The following is a 26,278-nucleotide window of genomic DNA, read 5'->3' on the forward strand; positions in this document are numbered from 1 at the left end:
CGTCGCCTACAGCAGCCGCGCCGCCTGGCGGGCCATTTCGCCTTCTTCGTCGGTGGGCAGCACATAGGCCGGCAGGCGGCTGCCGGCAGTGGTGAGCCGGCGCGCGTGCGCCAGGTTGGCGGCGTGGTCCAGCTCGAAGCCCAGCCAGGACAGCTGCTGCAGTATCCTGGCGCGCACCTCGGCGGAATGCTCGCCGATGCCGGCGGTGAAAACCAGCGCGTCCAGCCCGCGCAGCGCCGCCGCCAGGCTGGCCGCCTCGCGCGCGGCGCGGTAGCAGAACAGCTCCACCGCTTCGCGCGCGGCCGGCTGCTCGCTGGCCAGCAGTTCGCGCATGTCGGCGGAGATGCCCGATACCCCCAAGAGGCCGGAGTTCTTGTACAGCTCGCGTCGCACGTCCTTCACCCCCATGCCCTCGTGCTCCTGCCAGTACAGGATCACCTCGGGGTCGATATAGCCGGGGCGGGTGCCCATCATCAGGCCGTCCACCGCGGAAAACCCCATGCTGGACGCCACGCTCTGGCCGGATTCGATCGCGCAGGCGCTGGCGCCGCTGCCCAGGTGGCACACCACCACCTTGGCGTGGGCGAGGCCCACCTCCGGCAGGCGGCGGGCGATGGCGGCGTAAGAGAGGCCGTGAAAGCCGTAGCGGCGCACGCCTTCGTCGTGCCAGTGGCGGGCGATGCCGAAGCGGGTGGCGATGGCGGGCTGGCCGGCGTGGAAGGCGGTGTCGAAGCAGGCGATTTGCGGCAGGCGGCTGTCCAGGCCGGCGAAGGCGTCGATCACTTCCAGGCTGACCGGCTGATGCAGCGGCGCCAGCGCGATGTAGTCGTCCAGCGCGGCGCGGACGTCGGCGTCTATCTTCACCGCTTGCAGGAAGCGGCTGCCGCCGTGCACCACCCGGTGCGCCAGCGCCCGCGCTTCCAGGCCTTGGTCGGCCAGGCCGTGCAGCACCGCCGCCAGCGCGGTGTCGTGAGCGGCATCGCCGAGACCGCGCTCGTCCAGTTGCTGGCCTTTGGCGTCGGCCAGGCTCAGCCTGGCGTCCTTGGCGCCGAAGCGGTCCACCATGCCGCGCGCCAGCAGCGTTTGTCCGTCGGCGCTGAACGCGCGGAACTTCAGCGTGGACGAGCCGGCGTTGATGGCCAGCAGGCAGGCGCTCATGGCCGTTCTCCGTCCTGCCGGCGAGTGTGGGCCAGCAGATTGGCGATGGCGCTGGAGGCGAGGCGGCCGCTGGCGTCGTCGGCGCGGCTGGTCAGCACCATCGGCACGCGCGCGCCCATCACGATGCCGGCGGAGGCGGCATTGGCCAGATAGGTCAGCTGCTTGCCCAGCATATTGCCGGCCTCCAGGTCCGGCACCAGCAGGATGTCCGGATCGCCGGCCACCGCCGAGACGATGCCCTTGCTCTGGGCGGCTTCCTTGGAGATGGCGTTGTCGAAGGCCAGCGGACCGTCCAGCACCGCGCCGGTGATCTGGCCGCGGTCGGCCATTTTGCACAGCGCGGCGGCGTCCAGCGTCGAGCGCATGTCCGGATTGATGGTTTCCACCGCCGCCAGTATCGCCACTTTGGGGCAGGGAATGCCCAGCGCGTGGGTCAGGTCGATGGCGTTCTGGCAGATGTCGCGCTTGGTGACCAGGTCCGGTTCGATATTGATCGCGGCGTCGGTGATGAACAGGTAGCGAGGGTAGCTTTCCACCTTCATCACCCAGACATGGCTGATGCGCCGGTCGGTGCGGATGCCGGTATCGCGGGCGAGCGCCGCGCTCATGAACTCGTCGGTGTGCAGGCTGCCCTTCATCAGGATGTCGGCGTAGCCGTCGCGCACCAGTTGAACCGCCCGTTCGGCGGCGGCGTGGCTGTGCTCGACATCGATGCATTCGAAGCGCTTGAGGTCGATTTCCAGTTCGCCGGCCAGTTTTTTCAGCTTGGCGAGCGGCGCCACCAGGATGGGGGTGGCGATGCCGTTTTCGGCGGCCTCCACCGCGCCCAGCAGCGATTCGCGGCTGCAGGGGTGGGCCACCGCCATTGGCAGGGCGCCCAGCTGGCGGGCTTGCTGCAGGATGTCGTCGAAAGCGTGGTCGTCGTGGGTCATGCTGAGCTCCTCAAGCCTTGATGTGGTGGCCGCCGTCTACATAAATGGTCTGGCCGGTCAGGCCGCTGGCGGCGTCGGAAATCAGGAAGGCGCAGGTCATGCCGACTTCTTCGATGTCGACCAGGCGGTTTTGCGGCGCGCGGGCGATGGCGTCTTCGATCAGTTGGTCGAAATGGGCGATGCCGGAGGCGGCGCGGGTTTTCAGCGGGCCGGGCGATACCGCGTGCACGCGGATGCGCTTGGGGCCGAGCTCGTTGGCCAGGTAGCGCGACACGCTCTCCAGCGCCGCCTTGACCGGCCCCATGATGTTGTAGTTCTCCACCACCTTGTCGGCGCCGTAGTAGCTCATGGTGATCAGGCTGCCGCCCTTTTTCATCAGCGGCTCGGCCAGCCGCGCCATTTCGATGAACGAGTAGCAGGATACCCGCATCGCCTGCTGGAAGCCGGCCAGCGAGCAATCGGCCACGCGGCCGTGCAGGTCGTCGGCCGGACAGTAGGCGATGGAGTGGATGATGAAGTCGAGTTCACCCCAGTGGCCGGCGATGCGTTCGAACACCGCGCGCATCTGCTCCGGCTGCTCCACGTCCAGCGGCAGCAACAGCGGCGCCTGCAAGGCCTCGGCCAGCGGCCGCACGTGTTTCTCGGCCTTCTCGTTCAGATAGGTGACCGCGCATTCCGCGCCCAGCTGGCGCAGCACGCTGGCGCAGCCGTAGGCTATGCTGTTCTCGTTGGCGATGCCGACGATCAGTCCCTTCTTGCCGGCGAGAATGTTGCGAATGCTTTCCATCTGACCCTCTTGGTAAACCATGTAGACCTCCGGGATAGCGTTGCAGGACGGTGTTGCGATGCGATGATGTAAAAGTGGTTTTTGTATTGCCGTTTCAGTCGGATATAATCGCAGGTTTGCGAGGCGGCGCACTTGAGTTTGAAAGCAGGTGGCCGCACCTGTACAGTCAGCCTTGCGCGCAGTTTAGTTCCAGCTGTGGTGCAGTGCAGCATCCGGTTGTATTATGCCATTGTGGTCAATTGGCGGGGAAATAAAACTATGCCGATCTATGAATATCGTTGCGGCGCCTGCGGCGTCGCCAAAGAGCATCTGCAAAAACTGAGCGACGCTCCGCTCGCGGCCTGTCCCGATTGCGGCAGCGCCGACTATCACAAGCAGCTGTCGGCCGCCGGCTTCCAGCTGAAGGGCTCGGGCTGGTACGCCACCGACTTCAAGGGCGGCTCCTCCTCCAGCGCCGCGGGCGGCGCCGCCAGTTCCGGCGGCCATAGCTGCGGCACCGGCTGCGGTTGCGATTGATGTCGGTATCGCCAAAGATAAAAATGACCCTGCGGGGGTATCTGATCGCCGGCCTGCTGATCTGGCTGCCGCTGGCGGTGACCCTGTGGGTGCTGAACCTGATCATCGGCTCGCTGGACCAGACGCTGACGCTGCTGCCGGTGGAGTGGCGGCCCGAGGCGCTGTTCGGCCGCCATGTGCCGGGCCTGGGCGTGGTGTTCGCGGTGCTGGTGGTGATGGGCACCGGCATGCTGGCCGCCAATGTGCTGGGCCGCAAGCTGGTGGCCTTCTGGCACGGCCTGCTGTCGCGCACCCCGGTGGTGCGCTCGATCTACAACAGCGTCAAGCAGGTCAGCGACACGCTGTTCTCCGATTCCGGCAACGCGTTCAAGAACGCGCTCTTGGTGCGCTGGCCGCACCAGAACGCCTGGACCGTGGCCTTTCAGACCGGCACGCCGGCCCAGGAAATCCTCCGCCACGCGGAGAACGGCGAGGAACTGGTCAGCGTGTACGTGCCGACCACGCCGAACCCGACTTCCGGCTATTTCATCGTGGTGCCGCGCAGCGACACTCGCCAACTGGACATGAGCGTCGACGACGCGCTCAAGTACGTCATCTCGATGGGCGTGGTGGTGCCCAATCCGCCGCCGGGCGCCCAGCGTCCGCGCCTGAATGACGAACATAATCGGCAGGGCTAGGCCGTCACCCTGTCTAGCCCCTAAACGCCTTCCTCCCTCGCGGGAGATTCACCGGATTCAATAAAAAGGTTTACCCAATGCGTACCGATTACTGTGGACTTATCGATAAAAAATACCTCGGCCAGACCGTAACCGTGAAGGGCTGGGCGCACCGCCGCCGCGACCACGGCGGCGTGATCTTCATCGATCTGCGCGACCGCGAAGGCCTGGTGCAGGTAGTGATCGATCCGGACACCCCGGAAGCATTCAAGCTGGCTGACAGCAGCCGCGGCGAGTACGTGCTGTCGATCAGCGGCATCGTGCGCGAGCGCCCGGCCGGCACCGCCAACAGCAAGATGATCTCCGGCGAGATCGAAATCCTGGCCAAGGAAATCGAGATCCTCAACGCCGCGGCCACGCCGCCGTTCCAGATCGACGACGAGAACCTGTCGGAAAACGTCCGCCTGACCAACCGCGTGATCGACCTGCGCCGCCCTGCGATGCAGAAGAACCTGCGCCTGCGCTACAAGGTGGCGATGGGCGTGCGCAACCACCTGGACAAGCAGGGCTTCATCGACATCGAAACGCCGATGCTGACCCGCTCCACCCCGGAAGGCGCCCGCGACTACCTGGTGCCGTCCCGCGTGCATCCGGGCGAGTTCTTCGCGCTGCCGCAATCGCCGCAGCTGTTCAAGCAGCTGCTGATGGTGGCCGGCTTCGACCGCTACTACCAGATCACCAAGTGCTTCCGCGACGAAGACCTGCGCGCCGACCGCCAGCCTGAATTCACCCAGATCGATATCGAAACCTCGTTCCTGAACGAGGACCAGATCATGGACATCACCGAGACCATGACGAAGGAGATCTTCAGCGACGTGCTGGGCGTGACGCTGCCGACCTTCCCGCGCATGACCTACGGCGACGCCATGTTCTACTACGGCTCCGACAAGCCGGACATGCGCGTTTCGCTGAAGTTCACCGAACTGACCGACGTGATGAAGTCGGAAGAATTCAAGGTGTTCCGCGGCGCCGCCGATATGGCCAATGGCCGCGTGGTGGCCCTGCGCGTGCCGAACGGCGCCGGCATCAGCCGCAAGGAAATCGACGACTACACCCAGTTCGTCGCCATCTACGGCGCCAAGGGCCTCGCCTACATCAAGGTCAATGACATCACCAAGCTGAACGAAGAGGGCCTGCAGTCGCCTATCGTGAAGTTCCTGTCCGCCGACGGCATCAAGGCCATCATCGAGCGCACCGGCGCGCAAAACGGCGACATCATCTTCTTCGGCGCCGACAAGGCCAAGGTGGTGAACGAGGCGATCGGCGCGCTGCGCATCAAGATCGGCCACGAGCGCGGCGAGAAGGACGGCTACTTCGTGCGCGAATGGCGTCCGCTGTGGGTGGTGGACTTCCCGATGTTCGAACACGACGAGGAAGCCGACCGCTGGACCGCCTGCCACCATCCGTTCACCAGCCCCAAGCCGGGCCACGAAGATCTGATGGCTACCGATCCGGGCAAGTGCTTGGCCCGCGCCTACGACATGGTGCTGAACGGCTGGGAAATCGGCGGCGGCTCCATCCGTATCCACCGCGCCGACATCCAGGAGAAGGTGTTCGGCGCGCTGAAGATCAGCCCGGAAGAACAGCAGAACAAGTTCGGCTTCCTGCTGGACAACCTGAAGTTCGGCGCGCCGCCGCACGGCGGCCTGGCTTTCGGCCTGGATCGTCTGGTGACGCTGATGTGCGGCGCGGAATCGATCCGCGATGTGATCGCCTTCCCCAAGACCCAGCGCGCCCAGTGCCTGCTGACCAACGCGCCGAACGCGGTGGACGACAAGCAGTTGCGCGAACTGAACCTGCGCCTGCGCCAGAAGGCCGAGCCGAGCGCCTGAGCCCGGCCGGAGCCAAGATGAAACGGACAGTTCTCTGTCCGTTTTTTTTGCGTCCGGCGGCGGCCGCGCAGACGGCAGCGGGCTTGAAAGCTGAACTCGGCACCCCCATCTTGGTCGGATAGATCAGCGGCGTTTCGCCGGCCGGCCGCGCGCCCGGCGCCGATTGCAAAACTTTATCGCAACGATATCGATTTACAATTTGCCGGGCCTGGCCAGGCTGATTTATAAAGCCTCGCATTCCGCGACGTTTTCCGATGCCCGATCAGGGAAGCGTTGTCATACCAAGACCTTTAAGGAGATCCAAATGGCCGTACTCGTTGGCAAGCAAGCCCCGTTCTTCGCTGGTGAAAAAACCTTCTCCGCCGTGCTCGGCGATGGTCAGATCGTTGACAACTACTCCTTCAAGCAAGCCACCGCCGGCAAGTACGCCGTGGTGTTCTTCTACCCGCTGGACTTCACCTTCGTGTGCCCGTCCGAACTGATCGCCTTCGACCACCGCCTGGCCGACTTCAAGGCCAAGAACGTGGAGGTGATCGGCGTGTCCATCGACAGCCAGTTCACCCACGCCGCATGGCGCAACACCCCGGTGGAAAAGGGCGGCATCGGCCAAGTCGGCTACACCCTGGTCGCCGACATCCAGCACGACCTGTGCAAGGCCTTCGACGTGGAAGCCGATGGCGGCGTCGCTTTCCGCGGCTCCTTCCTGATCGACAAGTCCGGCGTGGTGCAGCACCAAGTGGTGAACAACCTGCCGCTGGGCCGCAACGTCGACGAAATGCTGCGCATGGTTGACGCGCTGCAATTCACCGAAGAGCACGGCGAAGTGTGCCCGGCTGGCTGGAACAAGGGCAAGAAGGGCATGAAGCCGTCCGCCGAAGGCGTGGCTTCCTACCTGGCCGAAAACGCCAAGGACCTGTAATCCGCGGCTGATCCGGATTCCGTCCCGCACCCCGCCCGCGCAAGCCGGCGGGGTGTTTTATTTGGCCGCCGGCGCGCGCTCAGGCGGCGGCCGGGCTCAGCATCCTCTTCAGCGCGCCGTGCTGGATGGCCACGCCCAGGCAGGCGGCCAGCGCGCACAGCCACCACAGCGCCGCGCCGCCTAAATGGCCGTACAGCGCGGTGCCCAGCGCCGGCGCCACCAGGGTGCGGCCGTTCCAGGCGGCGTTGTAGAGGCCCAGATAGCTGCCGCGCAGCCGGCCTTCGGAGCGGTGCATCACCAGCAGCGCGTAGCACGGCGACAGCAGCAGCTCGCCGCAAGTCAGCGTCACCATCATCAGCACCGCCCACGGCGCGCCGTGGCCGGCGTTCAGCCACAGGAAGGAACAGCCGGTCAGCAGGATGCCCAGCTGGGTGCTGCGCCCCAGCCCCCAGCGCAGGATGCGGCGGCTGATCGGGATCTGCAGCGCCACCACCATCAGGCCGTTGACGGTGAACAGGTAGCCGACCCACTGCGCGCCCAGCTGGTAGTGTTCGCGCAGGAACAGCGCCAGGGTCACGTACATCTGGTCGAAAGCCAGCGTCACCAGGATCAGCGCGGCGATGCTGCGCAGGAAGCTGACGTCGCGCCAAGGGCCCGCCAGCGCGCCGCCGCTTTCCTCATCGCGGCGGACGGGGAGGGTGAGCGCGCGGCGGCGGCTGTACGACCAGGCCAGCCAGCAGGCGGCCAGCAGCGTGCCGCCGGCGTTGGCGGCGTAGACCCACTGGTAGCCGTAGGCGGCGAGAAAGCCGCTGCTGATGCCGGCGATGGCGACGCCCAGATTGAACGCCACCCGCATCATGCCCTGCGCCACCGGACGCTGTTGCGGCGTGCACGGCTCCAGCGCCAGCCGCTGGTTGACCGGGCGGAAGCCGCCGTCGGCCATGCCGGACAGCACCAGCACCGGCATGAACAGCCACACCGGAATCCGCAGCGCCAGCAACAGCATGCACAGGCCGGACAGCGATAGCGCCAGCACCGCCAGCGCCCGGCTGTCGAAGCGGTCGCTCAGGCTGCCGCCCTTCAGCGAGCCGGCCAGCATGCCGGCGCCGTAAAAGGCCATCAGCGCGCCGATCTGGCTGTAGGGCAGGTGGTAGCTTTCGCGCAGGTAGAGCGGCAGGAACAGCTTGGAGATGCCGCCGACGTTGTTGATGAAGCTGCACAGCGTCTGGATGTAGACGCCGGCCGGCAGGCCGCGGTACGGCCGCAGCCAGCGCCGCCAGAGCGAGGGGGGATGATCGGGCATGTGGGTGGGCCGGCAGGGCGGGAAATTTCGCGGGGCGAAGCTCCGGGGCGCGGCCGGCGGATGTTATTATGCGATTGGCCTATTTTGTTCGTGCTGATGCGAACAAGTCAATCTTGTTGCTGGATTATTTCACTGGCAGTTTCGCCTTCACCGTGCGCATCATGGTGCTCTGCTTCTCGGCGCGCGGATGCAGGCCGTCGGGCTGGAAGCTGGCCAGGTCGCCGGCGAATCCCGCCACCAGCAACGGCACATAGGCCAGATGGTTGCGTTTGGCGATTTCGTCGTAGGCGGCGCGGAACTCGGCGCCGTAACGGGGGCCATAGTTCGGTGGCAGCGCCATGCCCACCAGCAGCACCCGGGCGCCGCGCTGGCTGGCCAGGTCCACCATTTGCTGCAGATTGCGCCGCATGTCGGCCAGCGGCAGGCCGCGCAGGCCGTCGTTGGCGCCCAGCTCCAGGATCAGCACGTCCGGTTTGTGGCGGGCGAGCGCGTCGGGCAGGCGCGACAGGCCGCCGGCGCTGGTTTCGCCGGACACGCTGGCGTTGACGACCTTGTGGCGCGGCGCCAGCTCGCGGGCCAGCAGCGCCGCCCAACCCTGGCCGGGCGCCAGGCCGTAGCCGGCCGACAGGCTGTCGCCGTACACCAGGATGGTGGCGGCGTGCGCCGGCAGCTGCCACAGCAGCAACAAGGGGAACAGTATCTTGCAAACGATAGAGCGCATGAGCAATCCAGAGAAAAAGGCGGTGCTGGCCGCCAGGGAGTTGGCCAAACAGGTGCATTTCCGCGGCGACGTGCTGCACATCCTGCGCAGCGCCTCGCTGACCCTGTATCCCGGCGAGAGCGTGGCCATCGTCGGCACCTCGGGTTCCGGCAAGTCCACGCTGCTGTCGCTGCTGGCGGGGCTGGACCATCCCAGCGATGGCGAGGTGGCGCTGTTCGGCAAGCCGCTCTCCAGGCTGAGCGAGGACGCGCGCGCGCTGCTCCGGCGCGACCGGGTGGGCTTCGTGTTCCAGAACTTCCAGCTGCTGCCGCAGCTGACCGCGCTGGAAAACGTCATGCTGCCACTGGAGCTGGCCGGACGCAACGACGCGCGCGAGGCGGCGCGGCAGATGCTAGAGCGGGTGGGGCTGGCGGCGCGCCTCGGCCACTATCCGCGCCATCTGTCCGGCGGCGAGCAGCAGCGGGTGGCCTTGGCGCGCGCCTTCGTCATTCATCCCGGCCTGCTGTTCGCCGACGAGCCCACCGGCAATCTCGATCCGCACACCGGCCGCCAGATCATAGACCTGCTGTTCCAGCTGAACGCCGAGCAAGGCACCGCGCTGGTGCTGGTCACCCACGACAACGAGCTGGCCAGCCGCTGCGACGCCATCCACCGCTTGGTGGACGGCAAGCTGAACGGAGCGCGCGCCGGATGACGCTGCGAGGACGGCTGACCCTGCTGCTGCGCTTCATCCGCCGCGAACTGGTGTCGGGCGAGTTGACCATACTCGGCCTGGCGCTGCTGGTGGCGGTGGCGGCGATGAGCAGCGTCGCCTTCTTTTCCGACCGGGTGGAGAAGGCGCTGACCACCCAGGCCACCCAGTTGCTGGCCGCCGATCTGGTGCTTAGCGGCAACGCGCCGGCGCCGGAAGCCATCCGCGCCGAGGCGCGCAGGCGCGGCCTCGCGATGGCCGACAACATCGTGTTCCCGTCTATGGCCTTCGCCGGCGGCCAGGCCGCCTTGGCCCAGTACAAGGCGGTCAGCGCCGGCTACCCGCTGCGCGGCGAAACCACGGTGCGGCTGGCCGACGGCAGCGAACAGAGCGGCCGCCTGCAGCTGCAGCCTGGCCAGGCCTGGATGGATGCCCGGCTGATGAGCCGGCTCAAGCTGAAGCTGGGCGACGAGATCGGCGTCGGCAATCTGCAGCTGAAGCTGTCCGGCCTGATCGTGCGTGAGCCGGACGGCAGCATGGACGTCTACAACTTCATTCCGCGGCTGATGTTCAACAGCGCCGACCTGGCCGCCACCGGCCTGGTGCAGGAAGGCAGCCGCATCCGCTGGCGGCTGCTGTTCGCCGGAGAGGACCGCAAGGTGGCCGCTTTCCGCGGCTGGCTGAGCGCGCGCAAGCCGCCGGGCAGCCGGCTGGAGGATGTGGAAGAGATGCGGCCGGAAATCCGCACCGGCCTGGAGCGGGCGCGGCGCTTCCTCGGCCTGACCGCGATGCTGACGGTGGCGCTGGCGGCGTCGGCGGTGGCGCTGGTGGTGCGCCGCTACCTGCAGCGCCATTGGCAGCAGGTGGCGGTGCTGCGCTGCCTGGGCTTGGGCTCGGGCGAGGTGTGGGGGCTGTTCGTCAGCCTGTTCCTGCTGCTGGGCCTGCTGGCCGGCCTGCTGGGCACGCTGGCCGGCTTCCTGATCCAGCTGGGGCTGATGCAGCTGTTCAGCGGCTACGTCGGCGAGATGCTGCCCGATCCCGGCTGGCTGCCGTGGCTGATCGGCCCGCTGGCGGCGCTGCTGCTGCTCTCCGGCCTGGCGCTGCCGCCCTTGATGGGCATCCGCGACGTGTCGCCGGCGGCGGTGCTGCGCAATGAGCTGCCGCCGACGCGGCAGGGCGTGATCGCGCCGGTGCTGGCGCTGGCCACGCTGCTGGGGCTGGCATCCTGGCAGGTGGGGGAGTTCGCGCTGGCCGGCTGGCTCCTGGCGGCGATGCTGGGCTTTCTCGGCGTGGCCGGCGCGCTGGCGCTGGGCATGGTGATGCTGTTGCGGCGGCTGCCGCGCGGCGGCAAGGTGGGCTGGCGCTTCGGCATCGCCAATCTGGCGCGGCGGCGCTGGCTGGCGGTGCTGCAGATCGCCTCGCTGTCGGTCGGGCTGATGGCGCTGCTGACGCTGACCGTCGTGCGCGACGACCTGATCGGCGCCTGGCAGCGCAGCGTGCCGGCCGACGCGCCCAACAAGTTCGTGATCAATATCCAGCCCGGCCAGCTGGACGCGCTGCGCGATGCCTTCGCCGTCGCCGGCAGGCCGCAGCCGGAGCTGTCGCCGATGGCGCGGGCGCGGCTGATCGCCATCAACGAGCAGCCGGTGCGGCCGGCCGCTTACGACAGCGAGCAGGCGCGCCGGCTGGCCGAGCGCGAGTTCAATCTGTCCTGGCGCCGCGACCTGCCGCCGGGCAACCAGGTGACGGCCGGCAAATGGTGGCCGGACGAGAAGCGGGTGAAGCCGCAGTTCTCGGTGGAGCGCGGCCTGGCCGACAAGCTGGGCATCCGCCTGGGCGACACGCTGGCCTTCGACCTGGCCGGCACCACCTACCGGGCCAAGGTCACCAGCCTGCGCGAAGTGCCGTGGGACAGCTTCCGCGTCAATTTCTTCGTGATCGGCACGCCGGGGCAATTCCGCCAGCAGCCGGCCAGCTGGATCACCAGCTTCCGGCTGGAGGCGGCGGACGAATCCTTCGCCAGCGCGCTGGTGGAGCGTTTCCCCAATATCACGGTGATAGACGTCGGCAGCATACTGGCGGAGGTGAGGGCGATGGTGGACAAGCTGACGCGCGGCATCGAGGCGATGTTCCTGCTGGCGCTGGCCGCCGGCGTGCTGGTGCTGTGGGCGTCGCTGACGGCCACCCGCGACGAGCGGCTGGCCGACATCGGCCTGATGCGCGCGCTGGGGGCCTCGCGCCGCCAGCTGCGCAGCGTGGTGCTGGCCGAGCTGGTGTGGCTGGGCGCGGTGTCCGGCTTGCTGGCGGCATTGGGAGCGATGGGCATAGGCGTGCTGGCGGCGGTGAAGCTGTTTTCGCTGCCGGTGCTGATCAATTGGTGGCTGTTGCCGCTGGGCATGGGCGGCGGCGTGCTGGTGGTGACGCTGACGGGCTGGCCGCTGGTGGGCAGGGTGACGCGCGCGCCGCCGCTGGCCGCGCTGCGCGCGGCGGCTTGAGCGGGCAAGAACAAACAGGCGGGCGGCGCCCGCGGGAGAAGCAGGATGGACGCAATGGTATTGGCCGCGATGGCCAAATGGCCCAATGTGCCGGCGGTGTTCGGCTGGCTGCGGCTGGACGCGCGCGGGCAGTGGTGGATCAAGGACGAACGGCTGCAGCACGAGGCGATGGTGGAGTTCTTCAACCGCAACTACGGCCGCGACGGCCAGGGGCGCTGTTATGTGCAGAACGGGCCGCAGAAGGTGTACGTGACGCTGGACGCGGCGCCGCTGGCGGCCCGGCGCACGCCCAGGGGCTGGAGCACCTTGCCTTACGACGACGATGTCGCCGCGCGCACCGCCTGGCTGACGCCGGACGGCATGCTGCTGCTGGAGATAGGCGGCGAATTGGCGGTGGTGGACGACCGCGATCTGCCTGCCCTGCTGGACGAGGCGCTGCCGGACTGGGACGGCGCGGCGGACAGCCTGCCCGCCAGCCTGCGTCTTGGCGAGGCGGAGCTGCCGCTGGCGCGCGAAGAGCTGGCGGCGCTGTGGCGCCGCTACGGCATCGTCGCCAAGCCGCGCTGAGTCCGGCCGCTTTCGGCATGAAAAAGCCCGCCTTCACGGCGGGCTTTTCGCATTCGGCAGCGGATTCAGACGGCGACCGCGCGCACGCCCACCAGCTGCTTGCGGCCGGCCAGCATGCCGACGGTGAGCGCGGCGGCGGCGATCAGGCAGAACAGCATCGCCAGCGGCCAGGCCGCGTGGCTGTGGCCGCGGATCACGCCCACCGCGAACGGGCCGAGCGAGGCCAGCATATAGCCGATGCCCTGGGCCATGCCCGACAGGTGGGCCGCCACGTGCTGGTCCGGCGAGCGGTGCGCCAGCAGGCTCAGCGCGGTGCTGAACAGGCCGCCTTGGCCGAAGCCCAGCAAAATCGCCCACAGCAGCAGACTGCCGGTCGGCGCGTACAGCATGCCCAGCAAGCCGGCGATCACCGCCAGCAAGGTGATGGCGATAGGCGGGCGCTGGTTGCGGCAGCGGTGCGCCAGCATCGGCACCAGCAAGGAGGCCGGCACCTGCACCATGGTGGACAGCGACAGCATCAGTCCGCCTTCCATCGCGCTGAGGCCGCGGTCCATCAGGATGGACGGCAGCCAGCCGAACACGATGTAGGCCAGCGACGATTGCAGGCCCATGAACAGCGTCACCTGCCAGGCCAGCGGGTCGCGCAGCAGCCCGCGCACCTGCCATTGGCCGGCGGCGGCGGCGTGGCGGGTTTTCAGCTGCGGCCACCACACGGCGATGGCCAGCAACGCCGGCAGCGCCCACAGCGCCAGCGCCGGACGCCAGTCGCGGCCGAAATGCTCGGCGACCGGCACGGTGAAGCCCGCCGCCAGCGCCGCGCCCAGGCACAGCGCCATGGTGTAGACGCCGGTCATCAGGCCGGCGCGGCTGGCGAAGTCGCGTTTGACGATGCCGGGCAGCAGCACGCCGATCACGCCGATGCCGGCGCCGGCCAGCGCCGAGCCGGCGAACAGGCCGAACACGCCCAGTTGAGTGCGCAGCGCGATGCCGGCCGCCAGCAGCGCCAGCACCAGCGCGATGGTTTTTTCGCTGCCCAGGCGGCGCGCCAGATGCGGCGCCAGCGGGCCGAACAGCCCTAAGCAGGCCACAGGCAGCGTGGTGAGCAGGCCGGCCAGCGCCGGGGTCAGCCCGGTGTCGCGGCTGACCATGGCCAGCACCGGGGCCAGGCTGGATAGCGCCGGACGCAGGTTGAGGCCGACCAGCACCAGCCCCAGCAACAGCAACAACGCGCTGCCGCGGCTGGCAGGCAGGCTGGTGGCGGGCGGCGCGTCGTCGTCGATCAGCAATTCGTCGGCGATGGGCGGATTTTGGATATCGCGGTCGGGCATGGCGTTTCCTGGTTATTGGTTTTGCGCGGCCAGCAACTGGTCCAAGGTGGCCAGCAACGGGCGGGTGATGGCGGCGGCGGCGTCGCCGGCGGCGTCCGGCCGCTTTTGCCGTATGGCTTCGAAGATGGCGGCGTGCTCGGCGAGGCCGGGATCCGGCAGCGCTTCGTCGCGGATGGCGTCCTGCACGCTTTGCTGCACCGCGCGCGAGAAATAGCGGTACAGGCCGGCCAGCGCCTGGTTGCCGCTGGCGTCGGCGATGGCCAGATGGAAGGCGATGTCGCGCTCGGCGTAGCTTTCGGGCGTATCGTCGGCCTGGCGGGCCAGGGTATGCAGCGTCGCCTCGATGCGGACCAGGTCATCGGCGCCGGCGCGCAGGGCGGCCAGGCGCGCCGCGCTTTCCTCCAGCAGGCAGCGCACTTCCAGGTGCTCGCGCAGGCTGGCGCGGCTGATGGCGCGCATCGCCTCGCCGGGATTGACGGTGGCGCGGACATAGGTGCCATCGCCCTGGCGCACTTCCAGCAGGCCGGCGTACAGCAGCACGCGCACGGCTTCGCGCACGGTGTTGCGGCTGATGCCCAGCTCGTCGGCCAATTCGGGCTCGGTGGGGATGCGGCTGCCCACCGGCCACCGGCCGTCGGCCAATTGCCGGCCCAGGCTGTCGAGCGCGATATCCACCAGCGAGCGTTTGATTGCGGGGTTCGGATTCATCTGGGTCTTCTAATTCATCCAATCATCCGATGAATTTTACGCGCAAAACACGGGCAGGGTCAAAAGCGGGCGATCAGGCGGTGGCGGAGAAGGTGCCGTTGGGAGACAGGCCCAGGCCCTGTCCTACCAGCAGCGAGTCCAGCGCGTAGGGCGCGCCCAGCGAGTAGACCAGCGCGTAGGTGGCCAGGCCGCTGATCTGCTGGGCCGACAGATTGCTGTTGGTCTGCAGCAGGTCGTTCAGGTTGAATGGGAAGGTGTTCGGCGTCAGCGGGGTGTTGCTGGCCAGCTGGTTGGTGCGTTGCTGTTTCAGCAAGGCGTTGGTCTCGTTGACCAGCGAGCCGTTGCCGTAGGTGGTATAGCTGTTGGCCAGCGAGTTCAGCGCCTGCTCCACCGCGTACAACAGATTGGCGGTGCCGGTGGAGTCGCTGTTGTAGGCGGCCTGGAGCGAGCTGACGTTCAGGTTCAGCGTGCCGCCCAGGCCGTATTGCGCCGGGCTTTGATAGCTCAGGCCGATCTGGCTCAGCGAGGTCAGCAGCGAGCTGCCGTTGCTGTAGGTGGTTTGCGCCTGTTGATTCAGCAGCTGGGGCAGCTGGCTGGCGATGGGATCGTTGCTGAAGCTGACCTGGTTGCCCAGCAGGCTGTTGATGCTGCCCTGCGCGGTATTGAAGGCGGTGGCCAGCGATTGGGCGTTGGTATTGAGTTGGCCGAAGTCGATGTTGACCGAGATGGTGCTGCTGCCGGTGGCCAGCAGGTTGGCCGATACGCCGCTGCCCAGCTGGATGCCGAAATTGCTGCTGCTGGAAGCCGATGCGCCGTTGACGGTATAGGCGGCGTTGAGCGCGCTCTGGGTCTGAGTGAGGTTCTGGCCGCTGCCCACTGCCAGGGTCTGATCGAAGGCGAGGCGCGACAAGCCGCTCTGGTCGGTGTTGGTGCCGTCGTTGTCGCTGACGGCGATGCGGAAATTGTTGCTGCTGCCGGTGCTGGCCGCGCTGACCTGCAATTGATAGGCGCCGGAGGCGTTCTGGATCACGTTGGCGACCACGCCGGCATTGGCGCCGTTGATGGCGCTGGCGATGCCGGACAGCGTGCCGTTGGTGATGCTGACCGTTACCGGCGTGTCATTGGCGGTGAAGCTGCTGGCCGAGGTCGAGCTGGTGTAGGTGTAGCTGCCGGTGGTGATGGTCAGGCTGCCGGTGCCCACCGAGGTGGAACTGGTATCCGGCAGGGTGAAGCTGGTGCTGGCGCTTTGCGCCTGCGCCAGCTGCGACACGGTCAGCAGGTAGTTGGCGTTCTGCGCGCCGCTGGCGGCGCTGACGCTGGCCACGCCGGGATTGCTGCTGCTGGCGCTGCTGTTGTTGTATTGCAACTCCGGAGCGTACAGTTGCTGCAAGCTGCTTTGGAAGGTATTGAGGATGGACATCAGCTGGCCGAGGCCGGACAGTTCCACTTGGATGGGGTCGGCGGTGGAGCTGGCCGAGGCGCTGCCGGTGCTGCTGTTGGCGCCCAGCAGCAAACCGCTGGACAACAAACTGCTCAAGTTCGGCAAAAGACTGTCGAAAGACGAGAGAGAGGAGTTGTATCCAGACAGCGAGTTCATTGCCAACACTCACAAGCCATACCTTGTTCAAGTGTAGACTATTGCGTCCAAGTCATTGTTGATTGGGCGTTTTTTCGGCGTCTGGATTGTTTATTTTTTTGCGCTGCGGCAAGCGGCGCAAAAAAAACGGCGGGAAGCCGGGCTCCCCGCCGTTTCGCGATGGACTGGCGCGGTTTATTTGGCCAGCGCGTCCTTCACGCACTTCTTGGCGAAACTCTGCTTGGCGGCGCCGGCCAGCTTCTTGTCGGCCGCCTTGGCGTCGCAGCTGGCCTGGGCCGCGGCGGTGTCCTTCTCGCATTTTTTCAGGAAGCTTTGCTTGGCGGCGCCGGCCAGTTTCTTGTCGGCGGCCTTGGCGTCGCAGGCGGCGTCGGCCAGCGCCAGATTGGCGCTGAACAGGGCAAACAGGGCGAGCAATAGCGTTTTGCGCATCACGGTTGGTCTCCATGGCTGAGGAAAGGCCTGCGGACAGGCCGTTGAAAAGGGGTCATGCGTCTTTGTCGCGCCTGGCGTTCAGCCAGTAGACGGCGGTCAGCGCCGCCAGCGCGAACAGCAGCAGCATCAGCGCCAGCTGGTGGGCGGCGCCATAATTGGCCTGCTCCACCTGATTGTACAGCGCGATCGAAATCACCCGGGTTTCGCCGTCGATATTGCCGCCTATCATCAGCACCACGCCGAACTCGCCGACGGTATGGGCGAAGCCCAGGCAGGCCGCGCTCAGCACGCCGTTGCGGCAGGAGGGCAGAATCACGTGGCGCATGCGCTGCCAGCGTCCCGCGCCCAGCAGCAGCGCGCTCTCCAGCTCTTCCTGCCGCACCGCGCGGAAGCTGGCCAGCAGCGGCTGCAGCACGAAGGGCAGCGAATACAGCACCGAGGCGATCACCACGCCGTGAAAGGTGAAGGCGAGTCCGGGAAGATCCAGGGCCGAGGTCAGCTTGCCCAGCGGCCCGCGCGGGCCGAAAGCCAGCAGCAGGTAAAAGCCCAGCACGGTGGGCGGCAGCACCAAGGGCAGCATCGCCGCCGCTTCCAGCATCGGCCGCAGCGGCGAGCGGCTGCGCGCCAGCCACCAGGAGCAGGGCACGCACAAGAGCAGCAGCAGCAGGGTGCTGATGCCGGCCAGCTTCAGGGTGAGGCCGATGGCGCCCCAGTCTTGCGGAGTCACGGCTTGAAGCGGTAGCCAGCCTGGGCCATCAGCGCGCGCGCCTGCTCGCCCTTGAGGAAGGCCATCAGGGCGGTCGCGGCGGGCGAGGGCTTGATCAGCAGCGCGTCCTGGCGGATAGGCTGGTGCAGCTTCTCCGGCACCAGCCAGTAGCGGCTGCGTATGCCCTGCTCCAGCAGTTGGGAGTAGGCGACGAAGGCGAAGTCGGCGCCGCCGACTTCGGCGAATTGCATGGTTTGGCCGATATTGTCGCCGGTCAGCAGCTTGGCTTTCACCGCCGCCTCCAGCTTCAGCGCCGCCAGCGTTTCCATCGCGGCGCGGCCGTAGGGAGCGGTGGCGGGATTGGCCACCGCCAGCTTGTTGAACTTGCCCTGGCGCAGAGCGGCTTCGCCGGCGTCGTCGCGTTTTTTGCTCCACAGCGCCAACTGGCCGTAGGCGTAGGTGAACTGGCTGGCGGGCTGGCCGACGCCGGCGCGGACCAGTTCGGTCGGACGCTCGTCGTCGGCGGACAGGAATACGTCGAACGGCGCGCCCTGGCGGATCTGCGCGGCCAGCTTGCCGGATGCGCCGGCGCTGGCTTTGATCTCATGCCCGGTGGCGGCCTTGAAGGCGGCGGCGATTTTGTCCAGCGTTTGCTGGAAATTGCTGGCCACCGCCACATTGACGGTGTCGGCGAGGGCCAGCGGAGACAGGCAGAGGCAAAGCAGGGCAAGACGCAGGCGGGGCATGGCGGCGCTCCGGAGGGGTGAGGTGGCCGTCATTATGCAGCCAAAATCGCCATCCTAGCCAGCTGCCAGCGGCGCCTGCTCGACTTGCAGCACTTGCTGCCAATTGCAGGCCAGCAGATCCGGCCAGCCTTTGCCGGCGGCCGCGGCCTGGCCGGCGCGGCCGCCGCGCAGATTGACGCCGCCGCCCAGCAGCCTGCCGTCGCCGGCGTCCTCCAGCTGCACGATGCTGGACACCTGCTCTAGATACGGGGCGATGCCGCGTGTCAGCGGCGCGCGGTCATCGGACTGGCGCGCCGCCGGCAGGCTGCCGATCTCGCCCTGGAAACTGCGCAAAGCCAGGCGCAGCCTGGCCACACGCGGGCCGGCCTCCTCCGCCAGCGGCAGCGCCGGCATCCAGGCGCGCAACAGCGCCTGCAGCCGCAGATTCATGCTGTTGCCCAGCGCGGTGGACACCAGTTGCCAGCGGCCGTCGCGGCGCTGGTCAAGCAGCCATAGCGGCTCGAGCAGCACCGCCTGGTAGGAGGCGAGCGACTGCGGCGAGCCGGCGTAGACGAACTGGTGGCTCTGGCTGCCCTGGCACAAGGCCTGCGGCGGCAGCGGGTCGGCGCCGGCCAGGGCGCCTGGGGTTCGCGCCACCCGGCACAGCTCGCTCCAGGCGACCAGCGCGCAGCCAAAATTGAAGAAAGGTTTCATCGCCGTCCGTAGCGTGGATGAGTTGGGTCCGCAAGGGCGGATTGCATACCGAAACATAAGGTAAAAGCGCGCTGTCCGCAGTTGATGTGGGACAAACTCTCCGGCTGAAGGACAGTCTGACCTGTCATGTCGTACAGGACGGCTTGCTGGTATGATTCCGCCTTTGCCGCCCGAGCGGCTATAGATACCGAATTCTCGACGCATTCAAGATGAAAAAACTATCCGGCTTTCTGTTGATTGTCCTGCTGTGCGCGGCGGGCTGGCTGGCCTGGGCCGCGCTGCTGCCGGTCGCGCTGCCCGAAGGCGGCTACAAGCTGCTGGTGGGCCCGAACCGCACGATGAAGCAGATCGCCCGCACGCTGGAACAGGACGGCGCCATCCGCAACCGCCAGCTGATGACGGCGTTGGCGCGGCTGTCCGGCGCCGACCGCAAGGTCAAGGCCGGCCTGTACCGCTTCCAGGGTCCGCAGAGCATGCTGGACGTGCTGCAGCGGCTGGTGCAGGGCCATCCGGACGAAGCCAGCGTCACCGCGATAGAGGGCTGGACCTTCCGCCAGCTGCGCCAGGCGCTGGACCGCAACCCCGACGTGCAGCACGAGGCGAAGCCGCTGAGCGACGCCGAGGTGATGGCGCAGCTGGGCATGCCCGGCGCCAGTCCCGAGGGGCTGTTCTTCCCCAGCACCTATCTGTTCACGCCGGGCGCGTCCGACCTCGACATCTACCGCCAGGCCTTCAATGTGATGCAGCAGCAATTGAACGCGGCCTGGGCGGCGCGCAAGGCCGACTTGCCCTACCGCACGCCGTATGAGCTGCTGACCATGGCCAGCCTGATCGAGAAGGAAACCTCCAGCGACGCCGACCGCGGCATGGTGGCCTCGGTGTTCGTCAACCGGCTGAAGAAGGGCATGCGGCTGCAGACCGACCCGTCGGTGATCTACGGCATGGGCGCCAGCTACCAGGGCAATATCGGCAAGGCCGACTTGCGGCGCGATACGCCGTACAATACCTATACCCGCGCCGGCCTGACGCCGACGCCGATTTCGCTGCCGGGCAAGGCGGCGCTGTACGCCGCCGCCCAGCCGGCCGAGTCGGACGCGCTGTATTTCGTCGCCCGCGGCGACGGCAGCTCGCAATTTTCCAGCACCCTGGAGCAACACAACCAGGCGGTGCGCAAATACATCCTGAAGAAAGGCCAGTAATGCCTATAGAGCAGTCCGCCCGCCGCGGCCGCTTCATCACCCTGGAGGGGATAGACGGCGCCGGCAAGAGCACGCATCTGGGCTTTATCCGCGACTGGCTGGCCGGGCGCGACATCGACGCCGCGTTCAGCCGCGAGCCGGGCGGCACCCCGCTGTCCGAGAAGATACGCGAGCTGCTGCTGGCGCCGGAGACGGTGGTGTCGCTGGACGCCGAGGCGCTGCTGGCTTTCGCCGCGCGCCAGCAGCATATCGCTGAGGTGATCGAACCGGCGCTGGCAGCCGGCCGCTGGCTGGTGTCCGACCGCTTCACTGACTCCACCTACGCGTTCCAGGGCGGCGGCCGCGGCATTCCCTTCGAGCGCATCCGCGTGCTGGAAGACTGGGTGCAGCGGGGCCTGCAGCCGGACTTGACCTTGTTGTTCGACCTGCCGCTGGAAGTGGCGGCGCAGCGGATGTCGGGCACGCGCCAGCTGGACCGTTTCGAGCAGGAGGCCGCCGGCTTCCACCAGCGCGTGCGCGACGCCTATCTGGCGCGCGCGGCGGCGGAGCCGGGCCGCTTCGCCGTGCTGGACTCCAGCCGCGGCATCGCCGAGATCCAGGCCGACATCGCGCTGCATCTGCAGCGCCTGCTGGAGCGCGGCTGATGTTGTACCCGTGGCAGAACCATGACTGGCGGCGGCTGAACGCCGAGCGGCAACGGATGCCCGGCGCCTGGCTGTTCACCGGCGGCGCCGGCATCGGCAAGCTGGCTTTCGCCCGCCACCTGGCGCAGTCGCTGCTGTGCGAGGCGCCGCAAGCGGAGCATCAGCCCTGCGGCCAGTGCCAGGGCTGCCGCTGGTTCGCCAGCGGCACCCATCCCGACTTCCGCCTGCTGTCGCCGTTCGCCGACGAAGAGGAAGAGGGCAAGGAAGCCAAGGCGGTGCGCAAGCTGCCGCAGATCAAGATCGAGGCGGTGCGCGACGTCATCGACTTCGCCCACCTGTCCGCCCACCGCGCCGGCCGCCGGGTGATCCTGGTGGAGCCGGCCGAAAACCTGAACCCGGCCGCGGCCAACGCCTTGCTGAAAATCCTGGAGGAGCCGCCGGAAGCGGTGCTGTTCCTGCTGGTGTCGCACGCGCAGCAGCGCCTGCTGCCGACCATCCGCAGCCGCTGCCGCCAGTTCGCGCTGACCCGGCCGGGCGCGGCCGCCGCGCTGGCCTGGCTGCGGGAGCAGGGCGTGGCCAACGCCGAGATCGAGTTGGCGCACAATGGCGGCGCGCCGCTGTTCGACCACGATCCGGAGCTGGCCGCGCTGCGCGGCCAGTTCGTCAAGGCGCTGGGCCAGCCCAGCTTCGCCGGCATGCTGCAGCTGGCGGAACTGGCCGACAAGAACAAGCAGCTGTCGCTGCTGCAGCCGCTGAACTGGCTGCAGAAGTGGCTGCACGACCTGGCGGCGCTGTGCCTCGCCGGGCGGGTCCGCTATTATCCAGATCAGGAACGCGCGCTGTCGGCGCTGGCGCCGCGCTGCGACCTGGCGCAGCTGATGGCCTGCCAGCAGGCGTTGGCGGCGCTGGCGCCGTTCTCGCAACATACCTTGAACATCCGCCTGCAGCTGGAGGCGGTCTTGATGGACTACCTGAAGATTTTCGCCGGCGCCAAGCCCGCTTGAGCGCGCAGAGGGGACATTTGCATGGATGCCGCCAACACCAGGCCGGACCTGAACAATCCCAACCGCCCCGGCGTGCTGTCGCTGCACATCAAGGAGCGCAGCGCGCTGTTTGCCGCCTACATGCCCTTCGTCCGCAACGGCGGCATCTTCATTCCCACCAACAAGGAAATGCAGCTGGGCGAGGAAGTGTTCCTGCTGCTGACGCTGATGGAAGACCCGCAGCGCATCGCGGTGCAGGCCAAGGTGGTGTGGATCACGCCGGGCGGCGCCAACAACAGCCGCGTGCAAGGCGTCGGCGTCGAGTTCGTTTCCGGCGAGGCGGGCAAGCAGGCCAAGGACAAGATAGAGGCGCTGTTGGGCGGGGTGCTCAACTCCAGCCGCCCCACCCACACCATGTAGCCGGCGCGCGGCTGAAGCGCCGGCCGCCGCCGTGGTATGCTTGCGCGGTTACTGTCAGAGTTTTGCGGCCGCCCCATCATGCTTATCGATTCCCACTGCCACATCAATTTTCCCGACCTGGCCGCCCGCCTGCCCGAGGTGCTGGGCAATATGCGCGAGAACCGGGTCACGCACGCGCTGGTGATAGGCGTCAGCCGGCCCAAGTATCCGCAGGTGCTGGCGCTGGCCGAGGCGCACGCCAATCTTTACGCCACTGTCGGCGTGCACCCTGACGACCCCGAGGCGGAGGAGTACAGCGAGGACGAGTTGGTCGAGCTGGCCGGCCATCCGCGCGTGGTCGGCATAGGCGAAACCGGCCTCGACTACCACTGGTGCAAGGGCGACCTGGCCTGGCAGCACCAGCGCTTTCGCACCCATATCCGCGCCGCCCGGCGCGTGAATCTGCCGCTGGTGATCCATACCCGCGAGTCGGCCGCCGACACCATCCGCATCATGCAGGAAGAGCATGCCGAGCAATGCGGCGGCGTGATGCACTGCTTCACCGAAACCTGGGAAGTGGCCGAGGCGGCGCTGGCGCTGGGCTTCTACATCTCCTTCTCCGGCGTGGTGACCTTCAAGAACGCCAAGCAGGTGCAGGAAGTGGCGCAGAAAGTGCCGCTGGAGCGGATGCTGATCGAAACCGATTCGCCGTACCTGGCGCCGGTGCCGCACCGCGGCAAGCAGAACGAGCCGGCCTACGTCCGCCATGTGGCGGAATTCATCGCCGAGCTGCGCGGTGTGCCGGTGGAGCAGGTGGCGGCCGCCACCACGGAAAACTTCTTCCGCCTGTTCGCCAAGGCGGAACGCTGAGGGAGAGCCGGAATGCATTTGCGCCATTTCGCCGCGGGCATGCTGATCGGGCTGGCTTCGCTGGCCGCGGCGGCCAATTGCGTCAATCTGGGCGGCCGCAGCTTCTGCGCGCCGCCCGGCGGCCAGGCGGTGCTGCACCAGGGCAACGCCTATTGCGGCGCCGGCGCCTGCGTGGCCGACGAATTCGGCAACCTGTTCTGCTCGCCGTACCCCGGCGGCGGCGCCATCCGCGCCGGCGGCGCTTTCTACGCCGGCCCGGGCATGTGCCTGCTGGGGCCGGACGGCTCGCCGCGTTGCGCCGCGCGCCCAGGCGGCAGCTGCCAGGTGGCCGCCGACGGGCAGATACAATGCGACGGCGGCACGGTGGCGGCGCCGGCGGTGCGCCCGCTGTTGTGCCAATGATTGTGCAAGGAGCGCCGTGAATACGTTAGAAGTCACCATCCTGGGCTGCGGCTCCAGTTCCGGCACGCCGGCGATAGGCTGCCGCTGCGCCACCTGCCTGTCCGACGAGCCGCGCAACCAGCGCACTCGCGCCAGCGCCTATGTCCGCGTCGGCGAGCTGGGTTTCTTGATCGACACCGGACCGGATCTGCGCCAGCAGGCGCTGCGCGAGGGTTTGTCGCGGCTGGACGCGGTGCTGTACACCCATCCCCATGCCGACCACCTGAACGGCATCGACGATCTGCGCGCCTTCTGCTACTTGAAGCAGGGGCCGATCTCGCTGTACGGCAACGATTTCACCATGTCCAACATCCGCGAGCGCTTCGGCTATGCGCTGCAGGCGCCGTCGAAGATGTGGGACAAGCCGGTGCTGCTGCCGGAAACGGTGCATGGCCCGTTCGAGCACCAGGGCGTCAAGTTGACGCCCATCCCGCTGCGGCACGGCAGCTGGCCTTGCCTGGGCTGGCGCATCGGCAATATGGCTTGGCTGACCGATCTGTCCGACATCCCGGAGAGCAGCCTGCCCTTGTTGCAGGGGCTGGAGCTGCTGTTCCTGGATTGCCTGAACCACGACCCCTACCCGTCGCATCTGGGGGTGGGGCAGGCATTCGACTGGGCGGCGAGGATAGGCGCCCGCCGCACGGTGCTGATCCACATGACTCACCGGCTGGAATACCATGCGCTGGGCGCGCTGTGCCCGCCGGGCGTCGAGGTGGGGTTCGATGGCTGGCAGGCGAAGCTGGCTATGGGATGATGCCTGTCATCTTAATAATAATGATGAATATCAATAGCTTGCGATAGCTATTTTTTCAGCGGAATTTTCTGATCCAGCACCGCCACCGCGCTGATGGCGTTGTCCGGGCTGCCGTCCACCAGCTTGTCGGAATAGGTGAGATAGGTCAGCACATTGCGTTTGGCGTCGACGATGCGCACCACCCGCACGTGCTTGAACACGAAGGACGCGCTCTCCTTGAACACCTGTTCCTGCGGCGGCAGCGGCCGGCCGAAGCGGATCTGTCCCACCTGGCGGCAGGCGACGGAAAAGCGCGACGGATCCTTGGCCAGCCCGATCGCGCCCTTGTAGCCGCCGGTCTTGGCGCGCGACACATAGCAGGCCACGCCTTGCACCGCCGGATCGTCGAAGGCTTCCACCACCACCTTGTCGTTGGGGCTGAGCAGCTTGAAGGTGGTGGAGACTTCGCCGATTTCCTCGGCGCGGGCGAACGGGGCGGCCAGCAGGCAGGCCAGCAGCAGCGCGGTTTTCTTCATCGCGGTTTCCTTGGGGGAGCAAAGAGGCCGCCATCAAGACGGCCATGATGCCGGAATTGTAGGGAAGCCGGCCGCGCCGCTCAATCGCTGTTTGCGAACCGCTGCCGGTAGGCTTGCAGCTCGTCGGCGACGAAATGGGTGATCATGGCGCGATAGATCGCCGCCGTCAGCGCCGCGTCGGCGCCCATTTCGCCCGCCAGCCGCTCCACCCGCCGCATCACCTGATCCACCCGTTTGCCGCCTTCCACTTCGGCGCGGCTTTCCTTGAAGCGCGCCGCCTGGCGCACGTAGATGCCGCGCTCGGCGATCAGCGCCACCAGCTCGCGGTCGATGCGGTCGATCTGCCCGCGTACTTCGTCCAGGCTCTGGCATTGATAGAGATGTTCCATATTCCCGCTCCGGCTCAGTAGTAGTTGAGGCCCATCGCGGCCTTCACTTCAGCCAGCGTGCGGGCGGCGACGTCGCGGGCGCGGCGGGTGCCGCTCTTCAGCATTTCCAGCACCGCGGCTGGGTCCTGCGCGTAGCGCTCGCGGCGTTCGCGGATCGGCGCCAGCATCTCCTGCAGGCAGTCTTCCAGATGCTTCTTGATCACGGTATCGCCCAGGCCGCCGCGTTGGTAGTGCGCTTTCAGTTGCGCCACCAGCGCCTGGTCGGGATGGAAGGCGTCCAGATAGGTGAACACCACATTGCCTTCCACCTGGCCGGGGTCGGCCACGCGCAGGTGATTGGGATCGGTGTACATCATCTTCACCGCCTGGCGGATTTCATCCGGGCTGGCGGACAGCGTCAGCGTGTTGCCCAGCGATTTGGACATTTTGGCCTTGCCGTCGATGCCGGGCAGCCGCGAACCCACTTCCGGCACCACCGCCCTGGCTTCCACCAGCACGGTCTGATCGACGCTGGCGTTGAAGCGGCGCACGATTTCGTTGGTCTGCTCGATCATCGGGATCTGGTCGTCGCCGACCGGCACGATGGTGGCCTTGAACGCGGTGATGTCGGCGGCCTGGGCGGCGGGGTAGGTGAGAAAGCCGGCCGGGATGTCGCGTTCATAGCCGCGCTGCTTGATCTCGTCCTTGATGGTGGGGTTGCGCTCCAGCCGCGCCACCGTCACTAGGTTCAGGTAGTAGGAGGCCAGCTCGGTCAGTTCCGGCACCAGGCTCTGGATGAAGATGGTGCTCTTGGCCGGGTCGATGCCGACGGCCAGGTAGTCCAGCGCCACCTGCAGCACGTTGTCGCGCACTTTCAAGTAATTGCCCATATTGTCGGTCAGCGCTTGGGCGTCGGCCAGCAGCAGGAATTGCGCGCAGCGCTCCTGCAGGATCACGCGGTTGCGCAGCGAGCCGACGTAATGGCCCAGGTGCAGTTGGCCGGTGGTGCGGTCGCCGGTGAGGATGATGTCTTGCGAGCTGATGTTGTCCAGATTCATTTCGATCTCCACTGTTGGAATGAGGAGACCGGCAGGGCGGACTGGGGGGGAGGTGCGGCTAAAAACAAACCCGGTGCGCCTTGTCGGCAGCCTCCGGGTTTTTTGCGTGCGCGTTCGCCGGTGCCGCCTAAGAGAGGCGCCACCACCAAAAACGGATTGCGAAAGCGGGTGCGGTATTCATGGTTTCATCAAACCATGCG

General features: G+C 67.3%; 29 protein-coding genes. 14 read left to right on the top strand and 15 right to left on the bottom strand.

All coding sequences use genetic code 11. The annotated features are described in order from the left end of the window. Positions 1–6: 6 nt before the first annotated feature. From MY55_RS09925 to fabI, 3 genes are read right to left on the bottom strand one after another with little or no spacing between them, the layout of a single operon-like run. On the bottom strand, positions 7–1,158 hold the full coding sequence (locus MY55_RS09925) for an acetate/propionate family kinase (protein WP_043576685.1): 1,152 nt from the start codon (positions 1,156–1,158) through the stop codon (positions 7–9). Beyond that, complete coding sequence (locus MY55_RS09930; RefSeq protein ID WP_043576682.1) at positions 1,155–2,090, bottom strand: phosphate acetyltransferase; 936 nt, start codon at positions 2,088–2,090, stop codon at positions 1,155–1,157. The genes MY55_RS09925 and MY55_RS09930 overlap by 4 nt, the downstream gene beginning before the upstream one ends. A 10-nt stretch (positions 2,091–2,100) precedes the next feature. Next, positions 2,101–2,877 carry an enoyl-ACP reductase FabI gene (gene fabI / locus MY55_RS09935; protein ID WP_043576763.1) on the bottom strand — a complete coding sequence of 259 codons (777 nt, stop codon included), beginning with the start codon at positions 2,875–2,877 and terminating at the stop codon, positions 2,101–2,103. A gap of 258 nt (positions 2,878–3,135) precedes the next feature. Here fabI and MY55_RS09940 point away from each other — a divergent pair, with 258 nt between their 5' ends. The 4 genes from MY55_RS09940 to MY55_RS09955 all read left to right on the top strand — a co-directional run bounded on the left by MY55_RS09940 (position 3,136) and on the right by MY55_RS09955 (position 6,860). Further along, the gene (locus tag MY55_RS09940; RefSeq protein WP_043576678.1) at positions 3,136–3,393 is read left to right on the top strand and encodes an FmdB family zinc ribbon protein; all 258 of its coding nucleotides are present in this window, start codon (positions 3,136–3,138) and stop codon (positions 3,391–3,393) included. A 23-nt stretch (positions 3,394–3,416) separates the two neighbouring features. Further along, positions 3,417–4,070 (top strand): DUF502 domain-containing protein, encoded by a 654-nt coding sequence (locus MY55_RS09945; RefSeq protein ID WP_236687468.1) that lies wholly within the window; start codon positions 3,417–3,419, stop codon positions 4,068–4,070. A gap of 77 nt (positions 4,071–4,147) precedes the next feature. After that, the gene (gene aspS, locus MY55_RS09950; protein WP_065202316.1) at positions 4,148–5,941 is read left to right on the top strand and encodes an aspartate--tRNA ligase; all 1,794 of its coding nucleotides are present in this window, start codon (positions 4,148–4,150) and stop codon (positions 5,939–5,941) included. Between the two features lie 304 nt (positions 5,942–6,245). Then, complete coding sequence (locus MY55_RS09955) at positions 6,246–6,860, top strand: peroxiredoxin (protein ID WP_043576674.1); 615 nt, start codon at positions 6,246–6,248, stop codon at positions 6,858–6,860. Positions 6,861–6,939: 79 nt separating this feature from the next. On the opposite strand, the gene MY55_RS09960 is transcribed toward MY55_RS09955, so the two are convergent. Together MY55_RS09960 and MY55_RS09965 are read right to left on the bottom strand one after the other, a co-directional pair. After that, positions 6,940–8,163, bottom strand: coding sequence for an MFS transporter (locus MY55_RS09960; RefSeq protein WP_047243284.1), 1,224 nt, complete (start codon positions 8,161–8,163; stop codon positions 6,940–6,942). Positions 8,164–8,287: 124 nt separating this feature from the next. Then, on the bottom strand, positions 8,288–8,884 hold the full coding sequence (locus tag MY55_RS09965) for an arylesterase (protein ID WP_047236554.1): 597 nt from the start codon (positions 8,882–8,884) through the stop codon (positions 8,288–8,290). Here MY55_RS09965 and MY55_RS09970 point away from each other — a divergent pair. From MY55_RS09970 to MY55_RS09980, 3 genes are read left to right on the top strand one after another with little or no spacing between them, the layout of a single operon-like run. Continuing rightward, on the top strand, positions 8,883–9,578 hold the full coding sequence (locus MY55_RS09970) for an ABC transporter ATP-binding protein (RefSeq protein WP_043576668.1): 696 nt from the start codon (positions 8,883–8,885) through the stop codon (positions 9,576–9,578). The two genes, MY55_RS09965 and MY55_RS09970, sit on opposite strands and share 2 nt — an antisense overlap. Next, positions 9,575–12,070 (top strand): ABC transporter permease, encoded by a 2,496-nt coding sequence (locus MY55_RS09975; protein ID WP_047243283.1) that lies wholly within the window; start codon positions 9,575–9,577, stop codon positions 12,068–12,070. Before MY55_RS09970 ends, MY55_RS09975 begins: the two co-directional genes overlap by 4 nt. Before the next feature lie 45 nt (positions 12,071–12,115). Continuing rightward, positions 12,116–12,637 (top strand): DUF2946 family protein, encoded by a 522-nt coding sequence (locus tag MY55_RS09980; protein ID WP_047236551.1) that lies wholly within the window; start codon positions 12,116–12,118, stop codon positions 12,635–12,637. A 65-nt stretch (positions 12,638–12,702) separates the two neighbouring features. Here MY55_RS09980 and MY55_RS09985 read toward each other — a convergent pair whose 3' ends face one another. The 7 genes from MY55_RS09985 to MY55_RS10015 all read right to left on the bottom strand — a co-directional run bounded on the left by MY55_RS09985 (position 12,703) and on the right by MY55_RS10015 (position 18,847). Further along, positions 12,703–13,965, bottom strand: coding sequence for a CynX/NimT family MFS transporter (locus MY55_RS09985; RefSeq protein ID WP_065202317.1), 1,263 nt, complete (start codon positions 13,963–13,965; stop codon positions 12,703–12,705). 12 nt (positions 13,966–13,977) lie between these two features. Beyond that, positions 13,978–14,673 (bottom strand): FadR/GntR family transcriptional regulator, encoded by a 696-nt coding sequence (locus MY55_RS09990; RefSeq protein ID WP_047236549.1) that lies wholly within the window; start codon positions 14,671–14,673, stop codon positions 13,978–13,980. Positions 14,674–14,746: 73 nt separating this feature from the next. Beyond that, complete coding sequence (gene fliD / locus MY55_RS09995) at positions 14,747–16,198, bottom strand: flagellar filament capping protein FliD (protein ID WP_157889285.1); 1,452 nt, start codon at positions 16,196–16,198, stop codon at positions 14,747–14,749. A 246-nt stretch (positions 16,199–16,444) separates the two neighbouring features. After that, positions 16,445–16,699, bottom strand: coding sequence for a hypothetical protein (locus MY55_RS10000; RefSeq protein ID WP_043576656.1), 255 nt, complete (start codon positions 16,697–16,699; stop codon positions 16,445–16,447). 55 nt (positions 16,700–16,754) lie between these two features. Further along, positions 16,755–17,429: a molybdate ABC transporter permease subunit gene (gene modB / locus MY55_RS10005; protein WP_043576654.1), complete on the bottom strand. Its 675-nt coding sequence runs from the start codon at positions 17,427–17,429 to the stop codon at positions 16,755–16,757. After that, entirely contained in the window at positions 17,426–18,154 is a 729-nt protein-coding gene (modA, locus tag MY55_RS10010) for a molybdate ABC transporter substrate-binding protein (RefSeq protein WP_043576652.1), read from the bottom strand. The genes modB and modA overlap by 4 nt, the downstream gene beginning before the upstream one ends. 54 nt (positions 18,155–18,208) lie before the next feature. Next, positions 18,209–18,847 (bottom strand): DUF3313 domain-containing protein, encoded by a 639-nt coding sequence (locus tag MY55_RS10015; RefSeq protein ID WP_047236545.1) that lies wholly within the window; start codon positions 18,845–18,847, stop codon positions 18,209–18,211. Positions 18,848–19,056: 209 nt separating this feature from the next. On the opposite strand from MY55_RS10015, the gene mltG reads away from it, so the two are divergent. The 7 genes from mltG to MY55_RS10050 all read left to right on the top strand — a co-directional run bounded on the left by mltG (position 19,057) and on the right by MY55_RS10050 (position 24,137). After that, a complete protein-coding gene (gene mltG, locus MY55_RS10020; protein WP_043576648.1) occupies positions 19,057–20,046 on the top strand; it encodes an endolytic transglycosylase MltG in 990 nt (329 codons plus the stop codon). Further along, positions 20,046–20,690: a dTMP kinase gene (gene tmk, locus MY55_RS10025; protein ID WP_043576646.1), complete on the top strand. Its 645-nt coding sequence runs from the start codon at positions 20,046–20,048 to the stop codon at positions 20,688–20,690. Before mltG ends, tmk begins: the two co-directional genes overlap by 1 nt. Further along, on the top strand, positions 20,690–21,694 hold the full coding sequence (locus MY55_RS10030; protein ID WP_043576644.1) for a DNA polymerase III subunit delta': 1,005 nt from the start codon (positions 20,690–20,692) through the stop codon (positions 21,692–21,694). The genes tmk and MY55_RS10030 overlap by 1 nt, the downstream gene beginning before the upstream one ends. Positions 21,695–21,715: 21 nt before the next feature. Continuing rightward, positions 21,716–22,093, top strand: a complete 378-nt coding sequence (locus MY55_RS10035) for a PilZ domain-containing protein (protein WP_043576641.1) — start codon at positions 21,716–21,718, stop codon at positions 22,091–22,093. A gap of 78 nt (positions 22,094–22,171) precedes the next feature. Next, positions 22,172–22,942 carry a TatD family hydrolase gene (locus tag MY55_RS10040; RefSeq protein ID WP_047236544.1) on the top strand — a complete coding sequence of 257 codons (771 nt, stop codon included), beginning with the start codon at positions 22,172–22,174 and terminating at the stop codon, positions 22,940–22,942. A gap of 12 nt (positions 22,943–22,954) precedes the next feature. Continuing rightward, on the top strand, positions 22,955–23,344 hold the full coding sequence (locus tag MY55_RS10045) for a hypothetical protein (protein WP_065202318.1): 390 nt from the start codon (positions 22,955–22,957) through the stop codon (positions 23,342–23,344). Positions 23,345–23,360: 16 nt separating this feature from the next. Then, on the top strand, positions 23,361–24,137 hold the full coding sequence (locus MY55_RS10050; RefSeq protein ID WP_065202319.1) for an MBL fold metallo-hydrolase: 777 nt from the start codon (positions 23,361–23,363) through the stop codon (positions 24,135–24,137). A gap of 47 nt (positions 24,138–24,184) precedes the next feature. On the opposite strand, the gene MY55_RS10055 is transcribed toward MY55_RS10050, so the two are convergent. The 3 genes from MY55_RS10055 to trpS all read right to left on the bottom strand — a co-directional run bounded on the left by MY55_RS10055 (position 24,185) and on the right by trpS (position 26,078). Continuing rightward, complete coding sequence (locus MY55_RS10055; RefSeq protein WP_043576630.1) at positions 24,185–24,652, bottom strand: CreA family protein; 468 nt, start codon at positions 24,650–24,652, stop codon at positions 24,185–24,187. Between the two features lie 80 nt (positions 24,653–24,732). Next, the gene (locus tag MY55_RS10060) at positions 24,733–25,041 is read right to left on the bottom strand and encodes a chorismate mutase (protein WP_043576627.1); all 309 of its coding nucleotides are present in this window, start codon (positions 25,039–25,041) and stop codon (positions 24,733–24,735) included. A gap of 14 nt (positions 25,042–25,055) precedes the next feature. Next, positions 25,056–26,078 carry a tryptophan--tRNA ligase gene (trpS, locus tag MY55_RS10065; protein WP_047236539.1) on the bottom strand — a complete coding sequence of 341 codons (1,023 nt, stop codon included), beginning with the start codon at positions 26,076–26,078 and terminating at the stop codon, positions 25,056–25,058. Positions 26,079–26,278: the final 200 nt, after the last annotated feature.

Source organism: Chromobacterium subtsugae (assembly GCF_001676875.1).
In the GTDB taxonomy this organism is placed as follows: domain Bacteria; phylum Pseudomonadota; class Gammaproteobacteria; order Burkholderiales; family Chromobacteriaceae; genus Chromobacterium; species Chromobacterium subtsugae.